Here is an 18,251-nt window from a genome sequence, read left to right as displayed (position 1 = left end):
GATTAGTTACCGACCAGCACGTCTTTCACGATCTCTTCCTTATGATTAACCTGCTTTGCGTACAAAACTTTATCAGTAAAGCCCACCAGCATCTTCGTGGAATCTTTAAGGTCATAAACATAAATATGAATACCCCTTCCTATATCCTTCGCGGGCTTTCCAAAGGCCTCCACCATTGAGTAATAATCCATATCTGATTTGATTTTCGTTTCAAAGTCTGTTAAGGAAAGTTCTTTCTTTTGAGGCTTGGAACAAGCCATACATGCAAGCAACAGAGAACCCTGGATGATAGATTTCATATTTTTGAAAAGTTAAATCTAGTTTTTTTCGTAAAGATTCCCAAAAGTTTCAGATAATCAACTTGTTTATTCTATGTTCTCTTTAAAACTTTCGACAGATACTTAAGATCTTTTTAATCTAAATGTTAAGAAAAATTCGTCTTATTCTATCAACAGGTCATATTTTGTCAATAAACCAGAAAGCCCATTCGTGGAAAATTTTGCTTTTTTAAGGCTATTCGTTTCAGGGTCTATAGTAAAATTATAGGCAGTAGTAAAATCTGCACCATTGAGGATTGTTTTGTTAAAGACAGCGTTGTCCAGATTGCAATTATCGAATCGTGCAGAAGTGAGATCCGCCCCGGCCAATTGAGCGCTTTTCATTGAGCAGTTTATAAATTTTGTTTTAGCCATCTTTTTAGCTGCAAATGATGTATAATCAGCCATACAGTTATCAAAGCTGACCGAGAATAGAAAATCTTTGCATTTACTAAAATCAACACCCATTACTTTACACTCCTTGAAATGGACATTTTTAAGACTGGTTCCCTGGAGCTTTACCATTGTGAAATTAGTACTTATAAATATACAATCAGTAAATGTGTTCCCTGAAAGATTACTATTCAAAAAGTCACATCCCGTAAAAGTGCATCCTTCAAATTCTCTGTTTCTTAATTCTTTTTCGGTGAAAATTATTTTCTCAAAAGTTTTATTCTGGTGCAGCGTACCTTCCATATGTGTAAGACTATTCCACAAAAATAACTTTTCACCATGGAGCTTCCTGCTTATTTCTGAAGAATTTTCCTGATGGACCATTATCAGGCAACTGAGCAAGCCATAAAATGCTGTCTACAGCCTGAGCTGTGGTTTTGCTGGCATTCGGACCACCCATATCCGTCTTTACCCAACCGGGATCTACACTATTGACTATTATATTGAAAGGTGAAAGTTCATCTGCAAGCATTCTGGTAATAGCATTTAAGGAAGCCTTTGATATTCTATATGCAGGATACCCACCTCCCATAGTATTCAGTGCTCCCAGCCCACTGGAGATATTTATGATCCTTCCGTAATTATTTTTCTTCATCAAAGGAATTACAGACTGAGCAACCATAAATGCTCCGACAGTATTTGTTTCAAATGTTTTACTTACCATAGAGAGATCTACTGTAACTGCTGATTCATTTTCATCAGGAAGAATAGCAGCATTATTAAATAACACATCTACTTTTCCATATTCCTTTTCCAGAAATTCAGATAACTTTCTTCCATCAGTTTTACTAGTAACATCAAGTTTAAAGAAAACAAACTTCCTTCCTGATTTAATAAGACCGTTCATTGCTTGTAATCCTTTTGCTTCATCCCTTGAAGTAAAGACGACTGTAAATCCAAGGTCAGCCAGTCTTGCTGAAATTTCTAATCCTATGCCTCTATTGGCTCCTGTTACTACGGCTACTTGTTCCATACTCTACTATTTCAACAATAATAAAACTTTAAAGGTTATGATTAAAGCATACAGAGACTTATATATGAAATTAAAGAACCTGGTAGTCGTCATCACCGGAGCATCAAGTGGAATAGGAAGAGCTACCGCATTAAAACTAGCCAAAAAAGGATCTTACCTTGTACTGGCAGCACGAAGAAAAAAGGCACTGGAGGATCTGGCTTACGAGTGCGTAAAACTCGGTGGTAAAGCGATTGCTGTTTCTACAGATGTTTCTGAAGAAGCCGAAATAAAAATATTAATAGACAAAGCTGTAACCGAATATGGAAAAATAGATGTCTGGATTAACAATGCTGCAGTTACTGTATTAGGAAGACTGGAAGACATTCCTTCTGAAGACCTTAAGAAAGTATTGGACACTAATCTTTTAGGGTACGCTTATGGCGCCAAACATATTGTGCCTCATTTCAAACATAACAGGCAAGGCATACTGATTAATGTTGGCTCTGTTGCCAGCATAGCAGGAGAACCTTTTGCGATACCATATAGCATGACCCAGTTCGGAATCAGAGGTTTAAGTCTTAGCCTTGCAGAAGAACTTTCTGATATAGAAGGCATACACATTTGCTCCATCATACCTGATACGACAGACACCCCCATTTATAACCAGGCTGCCAACTATATGGGTAAAAGAATAGTTGCCCCTGGAAATCCTCTCAGTCCGCATATTGTTGCAGAACAAATTGCTAAACTCATTTCAAAACCAAAGGCTGAAACCTTTATTGAAAGAAAAAGAAAATTCTCTAAACTATTTAAATTTCTTGGCAGAAAGCGCTTCAACAAAGATTACAGAGAAGCTGTGTTAACAGGACATTTTAGCCTGGAAGATACAAAAGATACAAAGGGAAACCTTTATGAATCTAATGAAAAATGTGCTACGATAAGTGGTGGCTGGGAACTTGATAGTCCATCCCGAAAAATTCCCGGATCGGTCCTGTGGGGTTCTGTTCTATTTAGTTCAGTGGCATTGCTATTCACAATATTTATGGGGAAAAAGAAAACTGTACCAAAACTTTTGGAAAAGATCTGACCTCTTTCCAACCTTAAAACATCAAGGTCAAAAGACTGGACATAAAATTATAATTCAACAACAATCTTTTCCAAAGAAAATTATTTTATATCCAAGAAACAGAATTATGAAATTATCTGAGGAAGGAGGGAATTCAAGATATGATTTTAAAAAAAGAGGCGCATGAGTTTTTCCGGTCTGTGCTGGAATTTGTAACGGAAAAAAATCTGCCTATACTTGTTGGAGGAGCTGTCGCTCTTAGAAACTATACAGGAATTGTCAGGGAAAAAGATCTGGATTTGTTTTGCAAAGCGGGCGATTATATAAAAATTCTAAAATTGCTTGCTGCCCATGGTTGGACGATTGAAGTCACCGATGCCAGATGGATAGCCAAAGCTTTAAAAGACAATTATTTTGTAGATTTTATTTTTAACACTACAAACAATCTTTGTCCTGTAGATGATAGTTGGTTTGAGCATGCAGTGCCTGGAGAACTTTATGGTGTAAAGGTTAAATATGTTGCACCTGAAGAACTTATCTGGAGTAAAATTTATATTCAGGACAGAGCGCACTATGATGGTTCTGATGTTAACCACCTAATTTTGAAAAAGAGCGATGACATTGACTGGAAAAGAGTTTTACAAAGGCTTGATCAGCATTGGCATTTGCTTTTGGGTCAATTTCTGAATTTCCAGTTTATATACCCTTCTGAACGGGACAAAATTCCGAGGTGGTTGTTTGAGATGCTGCTGGAAAGAGCTAAGGGGCAGTATGAGCTTCCAGCTCCGGTGGAAAAAGTATGTAGAGGACCTCTTGTAGATCATACTCAATATTCCATAGATATTATAGATTGGCATTATAAAATCATTACTGTTAAAAGTATTTAAAAATGGAAGCAGGTAAGATTATCAGAATAGCGGCTTTAGGAGATATTCATGTGAAGGAATCTGACAAAGGCAAATGGAATCACTTCTTTAAAGATATAGCTGAGAATGCTGATATATTAGTACTTTGTGGAGATCTTACAGATACTGGTCATGTACAGGAGGCTGTTTTGCTTGGTGAAGAACTGAAGGGTATCCATATCCCGATAGTTGGAGTGCTAGGTAATCATGACTATGAACTTGACCATCAGGAAGAGATAAGACATGAACTTATAAAACACAATGTCCAAATTCTTGACGGAGAATCGGTAATCATAAAGGGTGTTGGATTTGCAGGAGTAAAAGGTTTTGGAGGAGGTTTTGATAAACATATGCTGCCTATGTGGGGAGAAAAAATGAATAAAAAGTATGTGCAGGAATCAGTAGATGAATCACTTAAGCTAGATAAAGCACTGGCCCGTCTGGATGATGATATCAAGAAGGTTGTTATCCTTCATTATTCACCAATTAAAGCTACTGTAATCGGAGAAGCGGAACAGATTTTCCCTTTCCTTGGATCTTCCAGACTTGCAGATACTATAAACAGAAGGTCAGTGGAAGTTGCATTTCACGGACATGCTCATATAGGGAGCCTTCAGGGAGAAACTTCAAAAGGTGTAAAAGTATTTAATGTTTCAAAACCCCTGCTTGAAAAGTCGGGTTACAAGCAAGGGTTCCTTTTGTATGAGATTGCGCTTTAACTTACTGCGCAATCTCCCAGGTAATAGTTACTTTCTCAGATAAAGAAATATCTTTTGCTTCAAATCCGCCGAAATCACCTTCTGCAGACATTTTAGCCATACGGGCATTTGCCATAGCGAATGGAACTATTTCCGACAATCCATAATTAATCTCATTAATTTGCTTAAGCTTTACTCCACCGGCAGCGGCAAGCACCGTTGCTTCATCAGTTGCATCTTTTACCGCTCTCTTTAACAACTCTGCTTTCAGTTCTTTATTTTTTGCATCCGAAAGCGTAAAGCCAAAATTGTAAGTGACATCAATTCCTTTTGAAATGGATTTTACAACCGTCACAATTTTAGATTGATCATTCGGAAATTCTAAAGTGTATGAATGATTTGCAATAAAACCACTATCTATAGATCTGCCATTTTGGTATTCATAATTTTTATTGACTGTATATGAAGTTGTTTTTAAATCTTCTTTTTTAAAACCAGCAGCAATTATTTGTTTTTCAAGGGCTGCAGCTTTTTTATTCAGCTCTTCTATAGCTTTGTTGAAATCCATATTTTTTGCAGAAATATCAAGATTCAAAACAACCAGATCCGGAGCAGATTTGATCTCACCCCTCCCTACTGCTGTTAATGTTCGTGTTTTGGCCTCTTGCCCAAATGAAGTCTGTAATGACATAGCTAAAGTCAGGATAAAAAGATAAACGATTTTCATTGTGTGTTATATTAGTTTTAATGGTAAATCAATTTTATAAACTGGAATATAATAAAAAAGTAATTTGAACAATCGAAATAAAATGGTTTGTTTTCATCGACTTGAAGCCTTGCTTCTGAGCTATTGATAAACAGAAGCATACAGAAGTTCCGGAATCTATCACATTTGCTTTTATACTGGATAAGTATAAACAACAAACAAGCCAAAAAAATCTTTCTGGAATAAACCTTTTTAGATTGAAGTAAAAATTCTCTAAATCTTTGCTGTTACAATTTGATAAGGTAAACTCCTGTTTGCGGGTCCTGTATCCTTTTTAAAACTCTATCTGATTCAGATAAAACAAGTTCCAAAGTAGGCCGGATATATCCTTTAAAAAGATGTCCTCCCACCGCGGAACCATCTCTCCTTCCACAAACTGCATGAGCATGGACTTTTGGCTTGTCTCCTGAACAAGCTATATCGCCATTTAATGATAAAATCTCAACTTGTTCATTGAACGGATTTTTAAGGTATTCCTTTCTGTCCCAGTCGAAATAAGAAACAATAACAGATGAGAATGCTCCTATGCCTTCAAAATATCCTGCAGTGATCTTATTATCTTCTGCAAATTTTTCTAAAGCTGACATAAACTCTTCTCCATCTTCAAAAATGAGTAAATACCGTCTTTCGGCATTCTCATTAAGTATTTTGCTTTTCATAAGACACTTATTTACAGAATAACAATAAACAAAAATAAGTCCGACTGGACTTATTCTATTTTCTGGTACTACATGCTTTTGTTTTTTTCCACATATGGTGTGTCATACCTCGATGTTCGTGAGTTAACACACTTCCCCAATTGTTCATATCCATAAACTCTCGGCAAATAGGACATCTAACCAATTTAGGTTCTTCTGTCTTTTTTGCTTTTGTCCTAGGCACAGTTGTAACTACCATAATCTTCCCTCCTCCTTTATTTAAAAACATAGGAAAAAATATAATTTGTTCCCTTTTGTATGCCTTAAAAAAACGAGGGATAACATTGCTGCCATCCCTCGACCTTTAAACCTATAAACTACATACTCAAATAATGACTGATTCCATTTGAAGTTTTGAAACCCTTTTAGCTTCTTTTACCATTTGATTAGCATAGCCCCATTCATTGTCATACCATGCCATAACCTTCACCAGATCACCATCAATAACCTGCGTCAAGGAAAGATCAATTACAGCTGCTCTTGGGTCCATGATAATATCTGAAGACACGATTGGCTCGATATTTACGCCGACAACTCCCATATATCTGTCAGTACCTGCTTCATCTCCGAATATTTTATTTACTTCTTCTATAGAAGTATTTCTATTCATGATCAAAGTAATGTCGGCAATAGATCCTGCAGGAATAGGACCTCTGATTGCTAGTCCATCAAATTTTCCTGAAAATTCAGGAAGCACTTTCCCTGCCACTCTTGCAGCTCCAGTTGTGGTTGGTATTAGATTATTAGCAGCTGATCTGCCTCTTCTTTGGTCTTTTGATGGTCCGTCAACTAAAGACTGTGATGAAGTATAAGCATGTATGGTATTCAATACTGCTTTTTTAACTCCTATTCTTCTACTCAGAATTTCTATTACCGGAGTAATACAGTTCGTTGTGCAACTTGCAGTGGATATAATATTGTCATTTTCCTCAGGCTGATTTACCCCATGAACAATAGTTTGCACATCATCTGTTTTAGCAGGAGCAGAAAGGATTACTTGTTTGGCACCGGCATTTAAATGCAATTGAAGTTCTTCACGTTTTCTGAAGATTCCACTGCATTCAAATACTACATCGACTCCCATGTCTCTCCATGGAAGATATTGTGGCTCTCTGATATTAGTAACACGAATGGTTTTACCGTTCACATAAAGATTGTGATCATCATAATTGACTTTAGATGGCATCTTACCATAAACAGTGTCAAAATTCAGAAGGTAAGCCAATTGAGAAGGAGGAATGATATCATTAACAGCTACCAATTCCATTTCCTTATCCTCCATAAGGATTTTAAAAGTGGCTCTTCCGATACGGCCTAATCCGTTGATTGCAACTCTTGTCATAAAGTGTTTTTCTTTTAAGTATGTTAATTGGGTTATAATTATTGTTCATTCAAAAGAATATGCAATGCAGGAGTTTTAAGCAAACTCCAAATTCATTAAAATTCATGTCTTTTCGATTACAAATTCAGTGACAGATAATCCTTTAGCTTAAAAAATGTTTAAAAAAGAATTATAAATTTATTGAGTAGAAGTAATTTATGAAGGTACTAATGTTGCATTGATCTCATTAACTACAGGAAAAGTTCCATAAGCCATATAGGATTATTTTTTGATTAAAACTTCAAAAATTAAATACAGAAGGACAAGAGTAACTAGAAATGCAATGATCCTCGCAAAGAAATAAAATAAAGGTGAACGCTCTCTATTGTTCATAACTAATATACTATTTTTTGTCCTTGAGTAAATCTCTTATTTGTGTTAACAGCACCTCTTCATTGGATGGCCCAGCGGCTGCTTTTTCTTCCTTCTTCTTGTATAACATATTAACTAATTTCACCATAAAAAATACAGCGATAGCAATGATCAGAAACGTTAATACATTCTGAAGAAAATTTCCATAGTTAAAAGTTACTGGATTTTTGGTACCTCCACCTATAACCACTTTAAGATCTTTAAAATTTACCCCATTAATCAATAATCCTATTGGAGGCATTATAATATCATCTACCAAAGATTTGACCACATCCCCAAATGCAACCCCGATGATCACTCCGACAGCAAGATCGATCACATTTCCTCTAAGAATAAACTCTTTGAATTCTTTAAGCATACAGCTTTACATAAATCTGTATAATATGAATTGAATTCAAAAGAAATTGTTTGGATTAATGAAAGATTAAGGCTTTATCTTTTTTATGATCGGATTAAAGTCGTTCAATGATAATACAACTAAATCTCCAATACCTAACGCTGTATTCATTGAATCTTCCACTCTTGCTTTAATCAACATAGTGCCTACTACCACATAGGCAAAACATTTTTCATTTTCGCAAATCAGATCTACAACCTGCCCAGTCATTCTAAACTGATCTGTTTTTCCTTCATTTGAAAAAAACAAATCAGTATTTCCCTGTCTCACAATCTTACCATTTCCTATCTCAATCACATAATCACTTAATCGAAGGACTTCTGTGAGATCATGGCTGACCAGAATAGTAGTGAGGTTATACGCTTTATGAATTTTAAGAATTTCCTGCTGCAGTCTTATTCTTGTCTCCTGATCAATAGCGGAAAATGGTTCATCAAGAATTAATAGTTTGGGCTTTCTTACCAGAGCTCTTGCAAGTGCCAGCCGTTGTTTCTGCCCCCCTGAAAGCGCATCTGGCCTGAAGCCCGAAAGAGCTGTCAAACCAGTTAATGAAAGTAATTCTTTGATCTGTTCTTCATCTTTTTCACTTTGGACACATTTAAGATTTTCGAGAACAGACATATTGGGGAATAGTGCAAAATCCTGAAAGACAAAGCCAATAGACCTCTCTTGTGGTACCTTGTTTTTACGAGTATTGCTATCAAACCAAATATCTTCACCTGAATGAATACTTCCTTTATCAGGCTTTACAAGCCCGGCAAGCATTCTTAAAATTGTAGTTTTGCCGGCGCCCGATTTACCAACAATGGAAGTAAAAGATCCCTGCTGCACTGAAATATCAACATCAAGAATCATCTTGCCTTCAGAAGAATGTAGCTCTTTAACAACTTGTAACTTATACATCAAATGATTTTTCCTTTGTATTTCTTATTAACCAGAAATAATAAAAAGAGAATAATAAAAGATGCCAGGATTAATACCTTAGCATAGAAATCAGCAACATCATAGTGCATGCTGTCTACTTCTTCATATATAGCAATGGATGCAACCCTGGTAACTCCGGGAATGCTTCCGCCAATCATCAGTACGACTCCAAATTCACCAACTGTATGAGCAAAGCTCAATACTATACCTGAAAGCAAAGAGGGCCTTATGTTTGGTAGCAGTACTCTTATAAACGTGTTTAATGGTGAAATCCCCAACGTATAAGCTGCTTCTTGCAAAGAAGCTGGAAGGCTCTGAAACCCTGACTGGACAGGATGAACCATAAAAGGCAGACTATAAATTACTGATGCAATTACTAGTCCTTCAAATGAAAATATGAGGTTGAGATCAAAATAATTTTTCAGGAATTTTCCTAAAATAGAATTAGGACTAAAGGCAAGCAACAGATAGAAACCCAATACGGATGGTGGCAAGACAAGAGGTAGACTAATCAGACTTTCCCAAAGAGGCTTGAGACTGCTCTTGCTTTTGGAAAGCCAATAAGCAAGAGGAACACCTATCACAAATAATAGCAGTGTTGTAATGAGAGATAACTTTAAAGAGAGCAGTAACGGCTGCCAGTTATAATCCATGTATCGTAATTTCTTTCAAAATAAGCAATTTAACTTCTAAGTAAAAACACCTACCCAAGCATTTAAAAGAAATTCGTCATAAGACACATAAATAAACTATCAATGAAGTTTTTATATATCAGACAAATACCGTATTACAAAAACTTTGAAGGAAAGAATGGCTTCGAATTTATGGTTTATTTAAGCATTTTCCTTTTTACAATCTGAAAAAATGACTTTATTCAAACTATAGAAAAGCGTTTAAATGAATTTTAGTACCAAAGAATTATTTACTGTAATCAATTATACTCTGAAATGGATTCTGATAGCTTCAACTATTGGAATATTTTCCGGGAGTGCATCTGCTCTTTTCTTAGTAAGTCTTGACGCAGCAACAAACTGGAGAGAAGATCACTTATGGATCATTGCTTTGCTTCCAATAGGTGGCTTATTGATTGGCCTTATGTACCATTACATTGGGAAAGAGGTAGAAAAAGGAAGTAATCTTCTTATCGATGAAATTCATAATCCTTCCAAAGTCATTCATTTTAAAATGGCTCCGCTCATATTAATAGGAACAGTAGCGACGCATCTTTTTGGCGGATCTGCGGGTCGAGAAGGTACAGCTGTTCAAATGGGGGCCTCTATTGGGGATCAGCTTAATCATATTTTTAGGTTTAATAAGGAAGACAGAATCCTGATTCTAATCTGTGGTATAAGTGCGGGCTTCGCTTCTGTGTTCGGAACTCCTCTGGCAGGAGCAGTCTTTGGTCTTGAAGTATATTTTATCGGCAAGCTTAGTTATAAAGCTATTTTTCCTTCTTTTATGGCTGCCGTGGCAGGAGATTATGTGTGCGATTTATGGAATATTCAACATACGCATTATGCAATCATCTCATTTCCGCAAATTGACGGTTTTGTAATTTTATATTGCATATTAGCTGGTATAGCATTTGGACTTACCGGTAAATTCTTTGCTCATTTCATGCATTTCATAAGCAACTTTTACAAAGGTAAAATTAAATACCCTCCATTGAGACCTGCTATTGGAGGATGCATTGTTGCATTGGGAGTATGGATCCTGGGCACAACAGATTATATTGGGCTTGGTATTCCTGTACTTGAAGCTTCATTCAAAGAACAACTTCCCGTATATGCTTTTGCATTGAAAATTTTATTTACATCACTTACCTTAGGAGCTGCATTTAAAGGAGGCGAAGTAACTCCATTATTTTTTATAGGAGCAACCCTTGGTAATGCACTTGCTCTGTTAATTCCACTTCCCATGCCCTTACTTGCAGGTATGGGATTTGCAGCTGTATTTGCAGGAGCAGCTAACACACCCCTTGCTACCACATTCATGGCCATAGAACTGTTCGGAGCTGAAATAGGTGTATTTGCTGCTATCGCCTGTGTTACCTCTTATTTGTTTTCAGGACATTTCGGAATTTATAGTTCTCAGATTACAGGAGCATCCAAGCCTTCAGCAACAGATAAAACTCTCGATAATAAGGATCTATAAATCTTCACAAGGGAATAATAACTATATCTCCCAAATACAGTTTTATATAATTAAAATATTTCCATCCAATAATGGCAAAATCAGAACTAAAGAAAATGCTTGATGGCGAGCTCTATAATGCAGCTGATCAGGAACTAACAGAGATGAGATACAGAGCCCGTAGAATACTAACAAGATACAATACTATTCCATGGGAAAACATAGAAGAAAGAACAACGGCAATAAAAGAGCTTTTTGGAGGCACAGGAAAGCAGCTTGATGTTCAAATGCCTTTCTATTGTGATTATGGAAGTAACATTTATGTAGGTGAAAATCTTTACATGAATTTCAACTGTATTATTCTGGATTGTGCCAAAATAACCATTGGCGATAATGTTATGATGGGCCCCAATGTACAAATCTATGCTGCCTATCATCCTCTATTGGCTTCAGAACGCATAAAGGGACCAGAGCTTGCTGCGCCTATAACTATTGGTAACAATGTATGGATTGGGGGCGGAGCTATTATCTGTCAGGGCGTGACAATAGGTGATAATACAACTATCGGTGCAGGTAGTGTGGTAACGAAAAGTATCCCGGCTAATGTATTTGCAGGAGGTGTACCTTGTAAGGTTATAAAAGAATGCTGATTTAAGCTAAAAGCGGAAAGCACAAAGCTGAAAGTTAATGTACCCTTTTACTCTGGACTTTTAACTTTAAGCTTTATGCCTTCACCTTTAAGCTTCTTTTCTTACAACTTAAGACTTTCATTACCCGACATAAAATAAGTCAATGATTTTGCTTCAATATATATTTTCTTAACTTCAGGATAGCTGGACCTGATGGATACTTCTATTCTGTCAATTGCTTCAGCAACAGTTTCAGCATTGAGTTCTTTCTTAAAACTTACTCCTAAAGCAAGAATGATATCTTGAGGTCCCATGTGCATGGTAACAGGGGTTTTAACCATTTCTACCGATGGTTCCTGCAAAGCAATTTGTCTAATATTTTCAATCATTAACGGATCAGCACTTTCACCTATCAAAAGTCCTTTGCTTTCATAGGCTAGCATGAAAGAGGTGAAAGCAAGTATAAGACCGATCAGTACAGATGAAGCTCCGTCTATGTAGGGATTATTAAGTTTATGTCCAAGGTATACACCGATAAAAGCAATCACAAGACCAAGAAGATCTGCTGTATCTTCAAATAAGATTGCAAATACTCCCGGATCTTTACTATCTGTTATGGCTTTGAGCAAACTTTTATCACCTTTTGTTTTAGAAAACTCCTTAAAGGCAAGTACCCAGGAAATGCCGGTAAATACTAGGGAGAAACCAAGAACTATATAGTTCCAGAAAGCGTCCTGAAGTGGTTCCGGATGCAGCATATGTTCTATTCCTTCATAGATCGCCATACCACCACCTATTGCAAACAGAGAGATAGATACTACCAGGGTCCAGAAATATATTTCCTTGCCATACCCAAAAGGATGTTTGGCTGTTGGTTGCTTGGTACTTCGCTTGCTTCCTATAAGGATAAGCAATGTATTTGCAGCATCTACGAGTGAGTGAATACCTTCGGAAACCATAGCCGAACTTCTTGTAAAATATGCTGCTATAAATTTGGTGGCAGCAACTGCCAGATTGGAAGCCAATGCTCCCAGAATTGCAACGTTGGATGATGAATTACCCATTTTTATGTTAATCTCTATTTAAAAAAATTTCATACAAATATACTACACTTCTCGGTATACATACAACTCATGAAATCTCTGTTAATCAACCATACAGCTGAAAGCTTTAAGCACAAAGTTAAAAGCTAACTCAAATTACACCATCAATATCCAACTAATAATCAATGGATTATTTTTTTTACTAAAAGACAGGCAAGCCACAGATTATTATCTTTCCACTTTACCTTTGTGCTTTAAGCTTTCCACTCAAATTTCCATGAATCCCCTAAACAATTCCCCTTCTAATTCATTTATTAAAAAGCTATTCTATCCTTTAAAATGACTTTAAGGCTTATCATCTTTATTTTTTCCATTCTGCCAATTTCTGTCATGGCTCAATGGAGCTTGGCTCCTACGCTAACAGTTGGTTTTCCGGTAGGAGAATTTAGCCGAAACAATAATAATATCGGTGTAGGACTGGATGTAAGTCTTTTGAGAGAACTTCGAGAAAGGCCTATTAGTCTGGGTGTACAGGTTGCTTATTTAACATTCGGGAGACAACAGTCAAATGCGAACATTGAAACAGTTTTTGGTAACGCTGTCAATGCGAATCTTACCATCAATCATAATATCGCATACTTTCATGGAATGATAAGATTTAAGCCACAATGGGCAAGCAGGGTAATTCCATTTGCAGATATTGTTACAGGAGCTAAAACCTTTCTTACATTTGCCAGTGTCAGTGATGGTCAGAGTTCAGATTCTCTTAATACAAATTCATCCTTTAACAGCTCATGGGCATTTGATTTGGGTGCAGCAGGCGGTATTGAATTAAAAATGAACGACAATATATTTTTTAATTTAAAAGGTACTTTTCTATCGGGTACATCCATTGATTTCATCAATCAAGGATCCGCAAGAGTTAATGCCTCCAATGATCTTTTATTTGACAGGAAAAAGGTAAATGGCAATCTGCTGATGGTTCATGCAGGACTGAGAATTTTTTTCTGATCTGTGAAGAGCAAAAAACATTTTCACAGAAATTGAGTTTGAAGGAAAAATCGAATAAATTACCTCTTCGTTATTTCCTCTTCATGATCACTTCAATTGAAAAACTTCAGGAAGAAATCTTCCATGAGCTGGATTTTAAAATCCTATACTCTTCCTTTGCAACTGAAGATGTTTTGAATATTCTGGAAAGTACATTCTATGGAACTCACGGGCTTAGCTACCGCCACAAGAATGTAAGAGAACGTGCAGGAAAAACAATTAATCCACACTTCTTTACACTTTACAAAGGTGATAACCCTATCGGCACCTTCTGCTTATCAGAAAGGATCTTAATCAATAAAGGCTATCCGGAGAAAGGATTTTACGGAAGATATCTTTCCATATTGCCCGAATATGGGGGAAAAGGAATGGGGACCTTATTAAAAGATAGAGCTTACGAATATATTCGAAAATCAGAACCCAGATCCTTTATTGTATATTCATATATTGAAGAAGCAAACAAATATTCTCTTAATCTCTCCAGGAAACAAGGAAACAAACCAGCCGGATCCTATGAGGTTCTAAGCTTTAGCAGGTTTAATCCTAAATTCTTTTCAGGATTTTCAAGACTTGAAAAAGAGAGAATTTATGAAATAAAAAAAATATTCAAAGAATATTACAGCGCATACCAATTGGTAGTACTAGACTATATAGGCCAGGATAATAACTATTTTGTAATCAGAAATAAAGGTGAAATAATCGCCGGCGTACAAGCTGTTCCCGCTCATTGGCAGTTTAAGACTTTGCCTGGTTTGTCCGGATTTGTTGCACAAAACATACTACCTCTCATTCCAAAATTATCAAAGATCTTTAATGCCAAAAATTATCATTTCATTGCATTTGATTCAGTGTATGTAAAGCAAGGCTATGAAAATCTTATTCCTACTCTTTTTGAGTCCGTACTCGCTGCATTCAACTGCCACTCCGGCATGTATTACGGGGATCCTGAAGCACCTCTGACTAAGTCCTTTAAATCAAGCGACAGAGGTTTTCTAAGTAAAATAGAATCCCAAATCCTACCGATGATAATGGTATCTTCTCATAACAGTCATTCACAATGGCAGACAATGGATAAGGGACTTTTTTATGTTTCTGCTTTCGATCAGGTTTGATATCCTTAAAATCTTATTTAAGTGATTAAAGATTTTATTAAATTTGGATACAAATTATACTTTAACAAGAAAATACATGAAAGTAAAACACATTACTATTATCCTTTTCTGTCTTGTTACTTTGAGTTCATGCGAGTGGACAACGAGCAGAAGAGGACGAAGATATGATCCTTCACCTGTGGTTCAGAGTGAGTCCAACTATTTCCTGAATGACACCAGTATATATGTTTTCGATTATGCTCCTGGGGACGTTGGAGGCAGCGAGGTTAACTACTATCCTGATGGTACAACAATAAAAAGTGAAGGAAACTACAACAATGGTCAGCCTTCTGGATATTGGAAATTTTATTACGATACAGGCGTAATGAAAAAAGAAGGTAATATTAATAACAACCAGTTTTCAGGATACTGGAAGTTCTATCATCCAAACGGCAGACTTAGAGCTGAAGGTAACTTTAACAATGGCTTTCAATCAGGATACTGGAAGTTTTATTACCCTAATGGAATAATGGAATCTGAAGGCAATTTTAACCACAATCGTAAAACAGATCATTGGAAATATTACTATGACAATGGCCGTTTATATGCGATCATCCGCTATTAAAGCTTGACAAAAAAGTCCCTCGATTTTATCGGGGGACTTTTTATTTATTTTTTCTTGTGATAATATCTTTCTAATAATTTCTTTTCCAACTCCTGCTGATCCTGCTCATATATAGTCTGATTTCCATTTTTCACCTTTACTTTATTCTTTGATGGGTCTATAACAGAATCGGCCTTTATAGGCTTATCTTGTGATATCTCTATAGGTGCCTTATGCGCCGAATCCTTCAGGCCTAGTTGTGTTGTAGTATCAATAGAAGAACGTTTCACCTTCGATGATTTTTCACCTATAGGAATAGTTTGATCTTGAATGGATTTTAAAAGAGTATCTTTTTCTTGTATTAATATCTTTTGTTCGACAAGGGAATCCTCACGTACCACCGGTATTAAGGCCTTTGGCTTAACTTCTGAATCTTCGTTTCTATGATTATCATATTTATTCAAAATATAATAAGATAGTATTGATACAATTGAAACCAAGATAATTGCCCCTCCAAAAAACTTGATCCTGTTATTAGAATTACTATTCTTATTATGCGAAGCATTGTATCTGGCCATGAGTTCAGAGAAGTTTTGACTCTTCTCTATCTCCTCGTCAGAAGGTTGTTTATAATCATCTATAATATCAAAGTCTTTCATTTATCTATATTTTAAAAGCACTGTTGCTTTTATCTTATCAAGTAATCGATATGTTTTAACCTTTGCATTGTTCTCTGTAATGTTGAGTATATATCCGACTTCTTTAAATGATTTTTCCTCAAAAAATCTAAGCTCTATTAGTTGTATTTCCAAAGCATCAAGTTGTTTTAAAGCTTCTGAAAGATGTAATCTCTTTTCATTTAATTCAAAATCTGATTCTCCTTCTATTAAGGCATCAGTCAATCTCTCCAGACCATTCGCTTCAATACTAACAACTCTTCTTTTATTCTTTTTTCTATAGTATTCATTTACTTCATTCAGAGCAATTTTGAATAACCAGGATGAAAAAGGAAATCCTTGATGAACATAGTTCTTAAGGTTTGTAAGTGCTTTAAAAAAAACATGCGAAGCAATATCAGCAGAACATTCCTTATCATTTGTTCTCTTATGAATAAATATATAAACAGGTTTATAATAACGTTTGTAAAGAACGCCAAACTTTTCAGGATCCCTTTTGGCCTTCTCTATAGTTTCTTTTTCCTCTTCCTGATCTATATCTTTAAAATTTTCCAAACAGCTATCTTTAAATCTAAAAGGAGTTTCTAATGAATATTAATTTAATATTTTTTTCACTAACTCAAAATAATCATAAGTCATTGCAAATCTCAGTTAATCCTTATAATCAATCACTTTATTATAAACTCTAATAAATTAATTAACAATGATATTTTTTTTTAACGATTAATTCCGGTTTAACGATGTATCTTTTTTATTTCTTATTCATTACAGGATTCAAACAAACGAAATGTGCTTATGAAAACCTGTAAATCAAATTACTTAAACGACAAAAGCTACTTATTATCAACATGTTTTATCATTTTGTCTTATTTTTCCTATGGGCAAAACCCTCAACAATTGTACAATGACGTCATGTATAAAAAGACCATAACAAGGGCTCTGGATTTAAGAGAAAAACAAAATGAAGGATTATATTCTAAAAATTATGAATTGCCGGGACTATTGATTGATGCAGCAAAAAAGAATAAAATAACTGCCTATGATAATGATTCTTTAGCTTTAAAATTAAAGACAGCCCAATTACTGGAAAGGCTAAAAATCCCTTCTGCAGGTCCTTCTATAAATGCCAATAATCCTGCTGATACCGTTGATGCCTTTATAGCGTATGGCCCTGACTGGAGGCAGCAACTTCCGGCAGAAGAAGAATATCTTGCAAAGGACTTGTATCAACTTGAAATTAAAGAAGAGGTAATATTTGATAAGGAAAAATCGAAACTTGTATACAATATATTATCCATAAGCTTATTCATTCCTGCTGATCATCCTGCGAATATCAAAGGACTTCAATCTATAGTTGCTTCCTTTAGCTTTGATGAATTAAAAAATAACTTATTTAAAAATAATCCAAAAGCCATCTTATACAACACACAAAACGAAGCACATCATAAAAACCTCTCAGATGCCTTTGAACTCAGGCTTTTCAGCTCATATATAGTAAAGGTTTCCAATGCTAAGGATTATTATCTTGCTGACTTATACTCTGACCAGACAAAAGGAATTATGGCATCTCAGTGGGCTGCCGATGAACTCATGGAATACGAACATCACCTATGGGAATACTAGTGGAGTTGTAAGGATTAAGTTTTAAGTTTTAAGAAAAAGCGGAAAGCTTAAAGTAGAAAGCTGAAAGTTATCAATTGCCAATCCAGCACTAGGTGACATGCTTTGGATGATGCCTATTAAGTTGTAAATTTTAAGACATAAAAAAACACCCGAGCTTGTTGAAGGTTCGGGTGTTCTTTATAATAAGCTTTTCTATTCATTATTTAATTGACTAGAAAATTTACCAGTGGAAAATTCTTCACCATTGTCTGAATTAAATTATACATATAAGTACCGCTTTTTAATTCAATATTTAATTGTGTATCTCCAGCTCCATTGCTAAGATTAATTCTCTTCACATCCTTGCCTTCTATGTCATAAATAATAAGAGTTCCTGAGACGCTGCTTTCCTTCTTTATTGTGAGACCAACTGTTACCGGTACATGATATAAACTTAACTTTAAATTACCTTTTTACTTTTAGAATTTAC

Annotated in this window: 21 protein-coding genes and 1 pseudogene; 9 read left to right on the top strand and 13 right to left on the bottom strand. The window is 35.6% G+C overall.

Translation table 11 applies throughout. The features are described 5' to 3' along the window. Window positions 1-2: 2 nt before the first annotated feature. The 3 genes from K350_RS0121820 to K350_RS0121810 all read right to left on the bottom strand — a co-directional run bounded on the left by K350_RS0121820 (window position 3) and on the right by K350_RS0121810 (window position 1,743). Window positions 3-299: a hypothetical protein gene (locus tag K350_RS0121820; RefSeq protein ID WP_028981715.1), complete on the bottom strand. Its 297-nt coding sequence runs from the start codon at window positions 297-299 to the stop codon at window positions 3-5. A 141-nt stretch (window positions 300-440) separates the two neighbouring features. After that, window positions 441-1,013 carry a pentapeptide repeat-containing protein gene (locus tag K350_RS0121815; protein ID WP_028981714.1) on the bottom strand — a complete coding sequence of 191 codons (573 nt, stop codon included), beginning with the start codon at window positions 1,011-1,013 and terminating at the stop codon, window positions 441-443. A 31-nt stretch (window positions 1,014-1,044) separates the two neighbouring features. Then, window positions 1,045-1,743, bottom strand: a complete 699-nt coding sequence (locus K350_RS0121810; RefSeq protein WP_028981713.1) for an SDR family NAD(P)-dependent oxidoreductase — start codon at window positions 1,741-1,743, stop codon at window positions 1,045-1,047. A 37-nt stretch (window positions 1,744-1,780) separates the two neighbouring features. Here K350_RS0121810 and K350_RS29905 point away from each other — a divergent pair, with 37 nt between their 5' ends. The 3 genes from K350_RS29905 (at window position 1,781) to K350_RS0121795 (ending at window position 4,415) form a co-directional block, all read left to right on the top strand. Then, complete coding sequence (locus K350_RS29905; protein WP_051313478.1) at window positions 1,781-2,812, top strand: SDR family NAD(P)-dependent oxidoreductase; 1,032 nt, start codon at window positions 1,781-1,783, stop codon at window positions 2,810-2,812. 140 nt (window positions 2,813-2,952) lie between these two features. After that, entirely contained in the window at window positions 2,953-3,678 is a 726-nt protein-coding gene (locus K350_RS0121800) for a nucleotidyltransferase (protein WP_028981712.1), read from the top strand. Window positions 3,679-3,680: 2 nt separating this feature from the next. Then, a complete protein-coding gene (locus K350_RS0121795) occupies window positions 3,681-4,415 on the top strand; it encodes a metallophosphoesterase family protein (protein WP_028981711.1) in 735 nt (244 codons plus the stop codon). 1 nt (window position 4,416) lies between these two features. Here K350_RS0121795 and K350_RS0121790 read toward each other — a convergent pair whose 3' ends face one another. The 6 genes from K350_RS0121790 to modB form a co-directional block, all read right to left on the bottom strand. Next, window positions 4,417-5,121 (bottom strand): SIMPL domain-containing protein, encoded by a 705-nt coding sequence (locus K350_RS0121790; RefSeq protein ID WP_028981710.1) that lies wholly within the window; start codon window positions 5,119-5,121, stop codon window positions 4,417-4,419. 266 nt (window positions 5,122-5,387) lie between these two features. Further along, complete coding sequence (locus tag K350_RS0121785) at window positions 5,388-5,819, bottom strand: PPC domain-containing DNA-binding protein (protein ID WP_028981709.1); 432 nt, start codon at window positions 5,817-5,819, stop codon at window positions 5,388-5,390. 364 nt (window positions 5,820-6,183) lie between these two features. Next, window positions 6,184-7,200, bottom strand: coding sequence for a type I glyceraldehyde-3-phosphate dehydrogenase (gene gap / locus K350_RS0121775; protein WP_028981707.1), 1,017 nt, complete (start codon window positions 7,198-7,200; stop codon window positions 6,184-6,186). A gap of 382 nt (window positions 7,201-7,582) precedes the next feature. Further along, complete coding sequence (mscL, locus tag K350_RS0121770; protein WP_028981706.1) at window positions 7,583-7,969, bottom strand: large-conductance mechanosensitive channel protein MscL; 387 nt, start codon at window positions 7,967-7,969, stop codon at window positions 7,583-7,585. A 66-nt stretch (window positions 7,970-8,035) separates the two neighbouring features. Continuing rightward, on the bottom strand, window positions 8,036-8,911 hold the full coding sequence (locus K350_RS0121765; protein ID WP_028981705.1) for an ABC transporter ATP-binding protein: 876 nt from the start codon (window positions 8,909-8,911) through the stop codon (window positions 8,036-8,038). Further along, window positions 8,911-9,585, bottom strand: coding sequence for a molybdate ABC transporter permease subunit (gene modB, locus K350_RS0121760; RefSeq protein ID WP_028981704.1), 675 nt, complete (start codon window positions 9,583-9,585; stop codon window positions 8,911-8,913). Before modB ends, K350_RS0121765 begins: the two co-directional genes overlap by 1 nt. Before the next feature lie 244 nt (window positions 9,586-9,829). Between modB and K350_RS0121755 the strand changes: the two genes are divergently transcribed. Together K350_RS0121755 and K350_RS0121750 are read left to right on the top strand one after the other, a co-directional pair. After that, window positions 9,830-11,086, top strand: coding sequence for a voltage-gated chloride channel family protein (locus tag K350_RS0121755; protein WP_028981703.1), 1,257 nt, complete (start codon window positions 9,830-9,832; stop codon window positions 11,084-11,086). A 71-nt stretch (window positions 11,087-11,157) separates the two neighbouring features. Continuing rightward, on the top strand, window positions 11,158-11,715 hold the full coding sequence (locus K350_RS0121750; protein WP_028981702.1) for a sugar O-acetyltransferase: 558 nt from the start codon (window positions 11,158-11,160) through the stop codon (window positions 11,713-11,715). Window positions 11,716-11,816: 101 nt separating this feature from the next. On the opposite strand, the gene K350_RS0121745 is transcribed toward K350_RS0121750, so the two are convergent. Then, window positions 11,817-12,758, bottom strand: coding sequence for a cation diffusion facilitator family transporter (locus K350_RS0121745; protein WP_028981701.1), 942 nt, complete (start codon window positions 12,756-12,758; stop codon window positions 11,817-11,819). Window positions 12,759-13,076: 318 nt separating this feature from the next. Between K350_RS0121745 and K350_RS0121740 the strand changes: the two genes are divergently transcribed. From K350_RS0121740 to K350_RS31575, 3 genes are all read left to right on the top strand, one after another. Beyond that, window positions 13,077-13,748, top strand: coding sequence for a hypothetical protein (locus tag K350_RS0121740; RefSeq protein ID WP_028981700.1), 672 nt, complete (start codon window positions 13,077-13,079; stop codon window positions 13,746-13,748). A 38-nt stretch (window positions 13,749-13,786) separates the two neighbouring features. After that, the gene (locus K350_RS0121735; protein ID WP_156027140.1) at window positions 13,787-14,899 is read left to right on the top strand and encodes a GNAT family N-acetyltransferase; all 1,113 of its coding nucleotides are present in this window, start codon (window positions 13,787-13,789) and stop codon (window positions 14,897-14,899) included. 76 nt (window positions 14,900-14,975) lie between these two features. Further along, the gene (locus K350_RS31575; RefSeq protein ID WP_051313476.1) at window positions 14,976-15,503 is read left to right on the top strand and encodes a toxin-antitoxin system YwqK family antitoxin; all 528 of its coding nucleotides are present in this window, start codon (window positions 14,976-14,978) and stop codon (window positions 15,501-15,503) included. A gap of 44 nt (window positions 15,504-15,547) precedes the next feature. Here the strand turns inward: K350_RS31575 and K350_RS0121725 are convergent, their stop codons facing one another. Both K350_RS0121725 and K350_RS0121720 read right to left on the bottom strand, forming a co-directional pair. Next, complete coding sequence (locus K350_RS0121725; protein WP_028981697.1) at window positions 15,548-16,141, bottom strand: hypothetical protein; 594 nt, start codon at window positions 16,139-16,141, stop codon at window positions 15,548-15,550. Then, on the bottom strand, window positions 16,142-16,714 hold the full coding sequence (locus K350_RS0121720) for an RNA polymerase sigma factor (protein ID WP_037576580.1): 573 nt from the start codon (window positions 16,712-16,714) through the stop codon (window positions 16,142-16,144). Window positions 16,715-16,954: 240 nt separating this feature from the next. Between K350_RS0121720 and porN the strand changes: the two genes are divergently transcribed. Then, the gene (porN, locus tag K350_RS0121715; RefSeq protein WP_028981695.1) at window positions 16,955-17,782 is read left to right on the top strand and encodes a type IX secretion system ring subunit PorN/GldN; all 828 of its coding nucleotides are present in this window, start codon (window positions 16,955-16,957) and stop codon (window positions 17,780-17,782) included. A gap of 203 nt (window positions 17,783-17,985) precedes the next feature. Here the strand turns inward: porN and K350_RS33130 are convergent. Beyond that, a pseudogene (locus K350_RS33130) lies at window positions 17,986-18,198 on the bottom strand (T9SS type A sorting domain-containing protein); the annotation flags it as partial. Window positions 18,199-18,251: the final 53 nt, after the last annotated feature.

The organism is Sporocytophaga myxococcoides DSM 11118 (assembly GCF_000426725.1).
In the GTDB taxonomy this organism is placed as follows: Bacteria; Bacteroidota; Bacteroidia; order Cytophagales; family Cytophagaceae; genus Sporocytophaga; species Sporocytophaga myxococcoides.
Note: the sequence above shows the minus strand (reverse complement) of the source record. Positions and strands in the feature narration are given on the sequence as shown.

Bases quoted from the DNA above. Each gene is read 5' to 3' on its own strand.
- K350_RS0121820 (WP_028981715.1), bottom strand. From the start codon at position 299: ATGAAATCTATCATCCAGGGTTCTCTGTTGCTTGCATGTATGGCTTGT.
- K350_RS0121745 (WP_028981701.1), bottom strand. From the start codon at position 12,758: ATGGGTAATTCATCATCCAACGTTGCAATTCTGGGAGCATTGGCTTCC.
- K350_RS0121815 (WP_028981714.1), bottom strand. From the start codon at position 1,013: ATGGAAGGTACGCTGCACCAGAATAAAACTTTTGAGAAAATAATTTTC.
- K350_RS31575 (WP_051313476.1), top strand. From the start codon at position 14,976: ATGAAAGTAAAACACATTACTATTATCCTTTTCTGTCTTGTTACTTTG.
- K350_RS0121785 (WP_028981709.1), bottom strand. From the start codon at position 5,819: ATGAAAAGCAAAATACTTAATGAGAATGCCGAAAGACGGTATTTACTC.
- K350_RS29905 (WP_051313478.1), top strand. From the start codon at position 1,781: ATGATTAAAGCATACAGAGACTTATATATGAAATTAAAGAACCTGGTA.
- K350_RS0121765 (WP_028981705.1), bottom strand. From the start codon at position 8,911: ATGTATAAGTTACAAGTTGTTAAAGAGCTACATTCTTCTGAAGGCAAG.
- K350_RS0121795 (WP_028981711.1), top strand. From the start codon at position 3,681: ATGGAAGCAGGTAAGATTATCAGAATAGCGGCTTTAGGAGATATTCAT.
- gap (WP_028981707.1), bottom strand. From the start codon at position 7,200: ATGACAAGAGTTGCAATCAACGGATTAGGCCGTATCGGAAGAGCCACT.
- K350_RS0121790 (WP_028981710.1), bottom strand. From the start codon at position 5,121: ATGAAAATCGTTTATCTTTTTATCCTGACTTTAGCTATGTCATTACAG.
- mscL (WP_028981706.1), bottom strand. From the start codon at position 7,969: ATGCTTAAAGAATTCAAAGAGTTTATTCTTAGAGGAAATGTGATCGAT.
- porN (WP_028981695.1), top strand. From the start codon at position 16,955: ATGAAAACCTGTAAATCAAATTACTTAAACGACAAAAGCTACTTATTA.
- K350_RS0121810 (WP_028981713.1), bottom strand. From the start codon at position 1,743: ATGGAACAAGTAGCCGTAGTAACAGGAGCCAATAGAGGCATAGGATTA.
- modB (WP_028981704.1), bottom strand. From the start codon at position 9,585: ATGGATTATAACTGGCAGCCGTTACTGCTCTCTTTAAAGTTATCTCTC.
- K350_RS0121725 (WP_028981697.1), bottom strand. From the start codon at position 16,141: ATGAAAGACTTTGATATTATAGATGATTATAAACAACCTTCTGACGAG.
- K350_RS0121740 (WP_028981700.1), top strand. From the start codon at position 13,077: ATGACTTTAAGGCTTATCATCTTTATTTTTTCCATTCTGCCAATTTCT.
- K350_RS0121800 (WP_028981712.1), top strand. From the start codon at position 2,953: ATGATTTTAAAAAAAGAGGCGCATGAGTTTTTCCGGTCTGTGCTGGAA.
- K350_RS0121755 (WP_028981703.1), top strand. From the start codon at position 9,830: ATGAATTTTAGTACCAAAGAATTATTTACTGTAATCAATTATACTCTG.
- K350_RS0121750 (WP_028981702.1), top strand. From the start codon at position 11,158: ATGGCAAAATCAGAACTAAAGAAAATGCTTGATGGCGAGCTCTATAAT.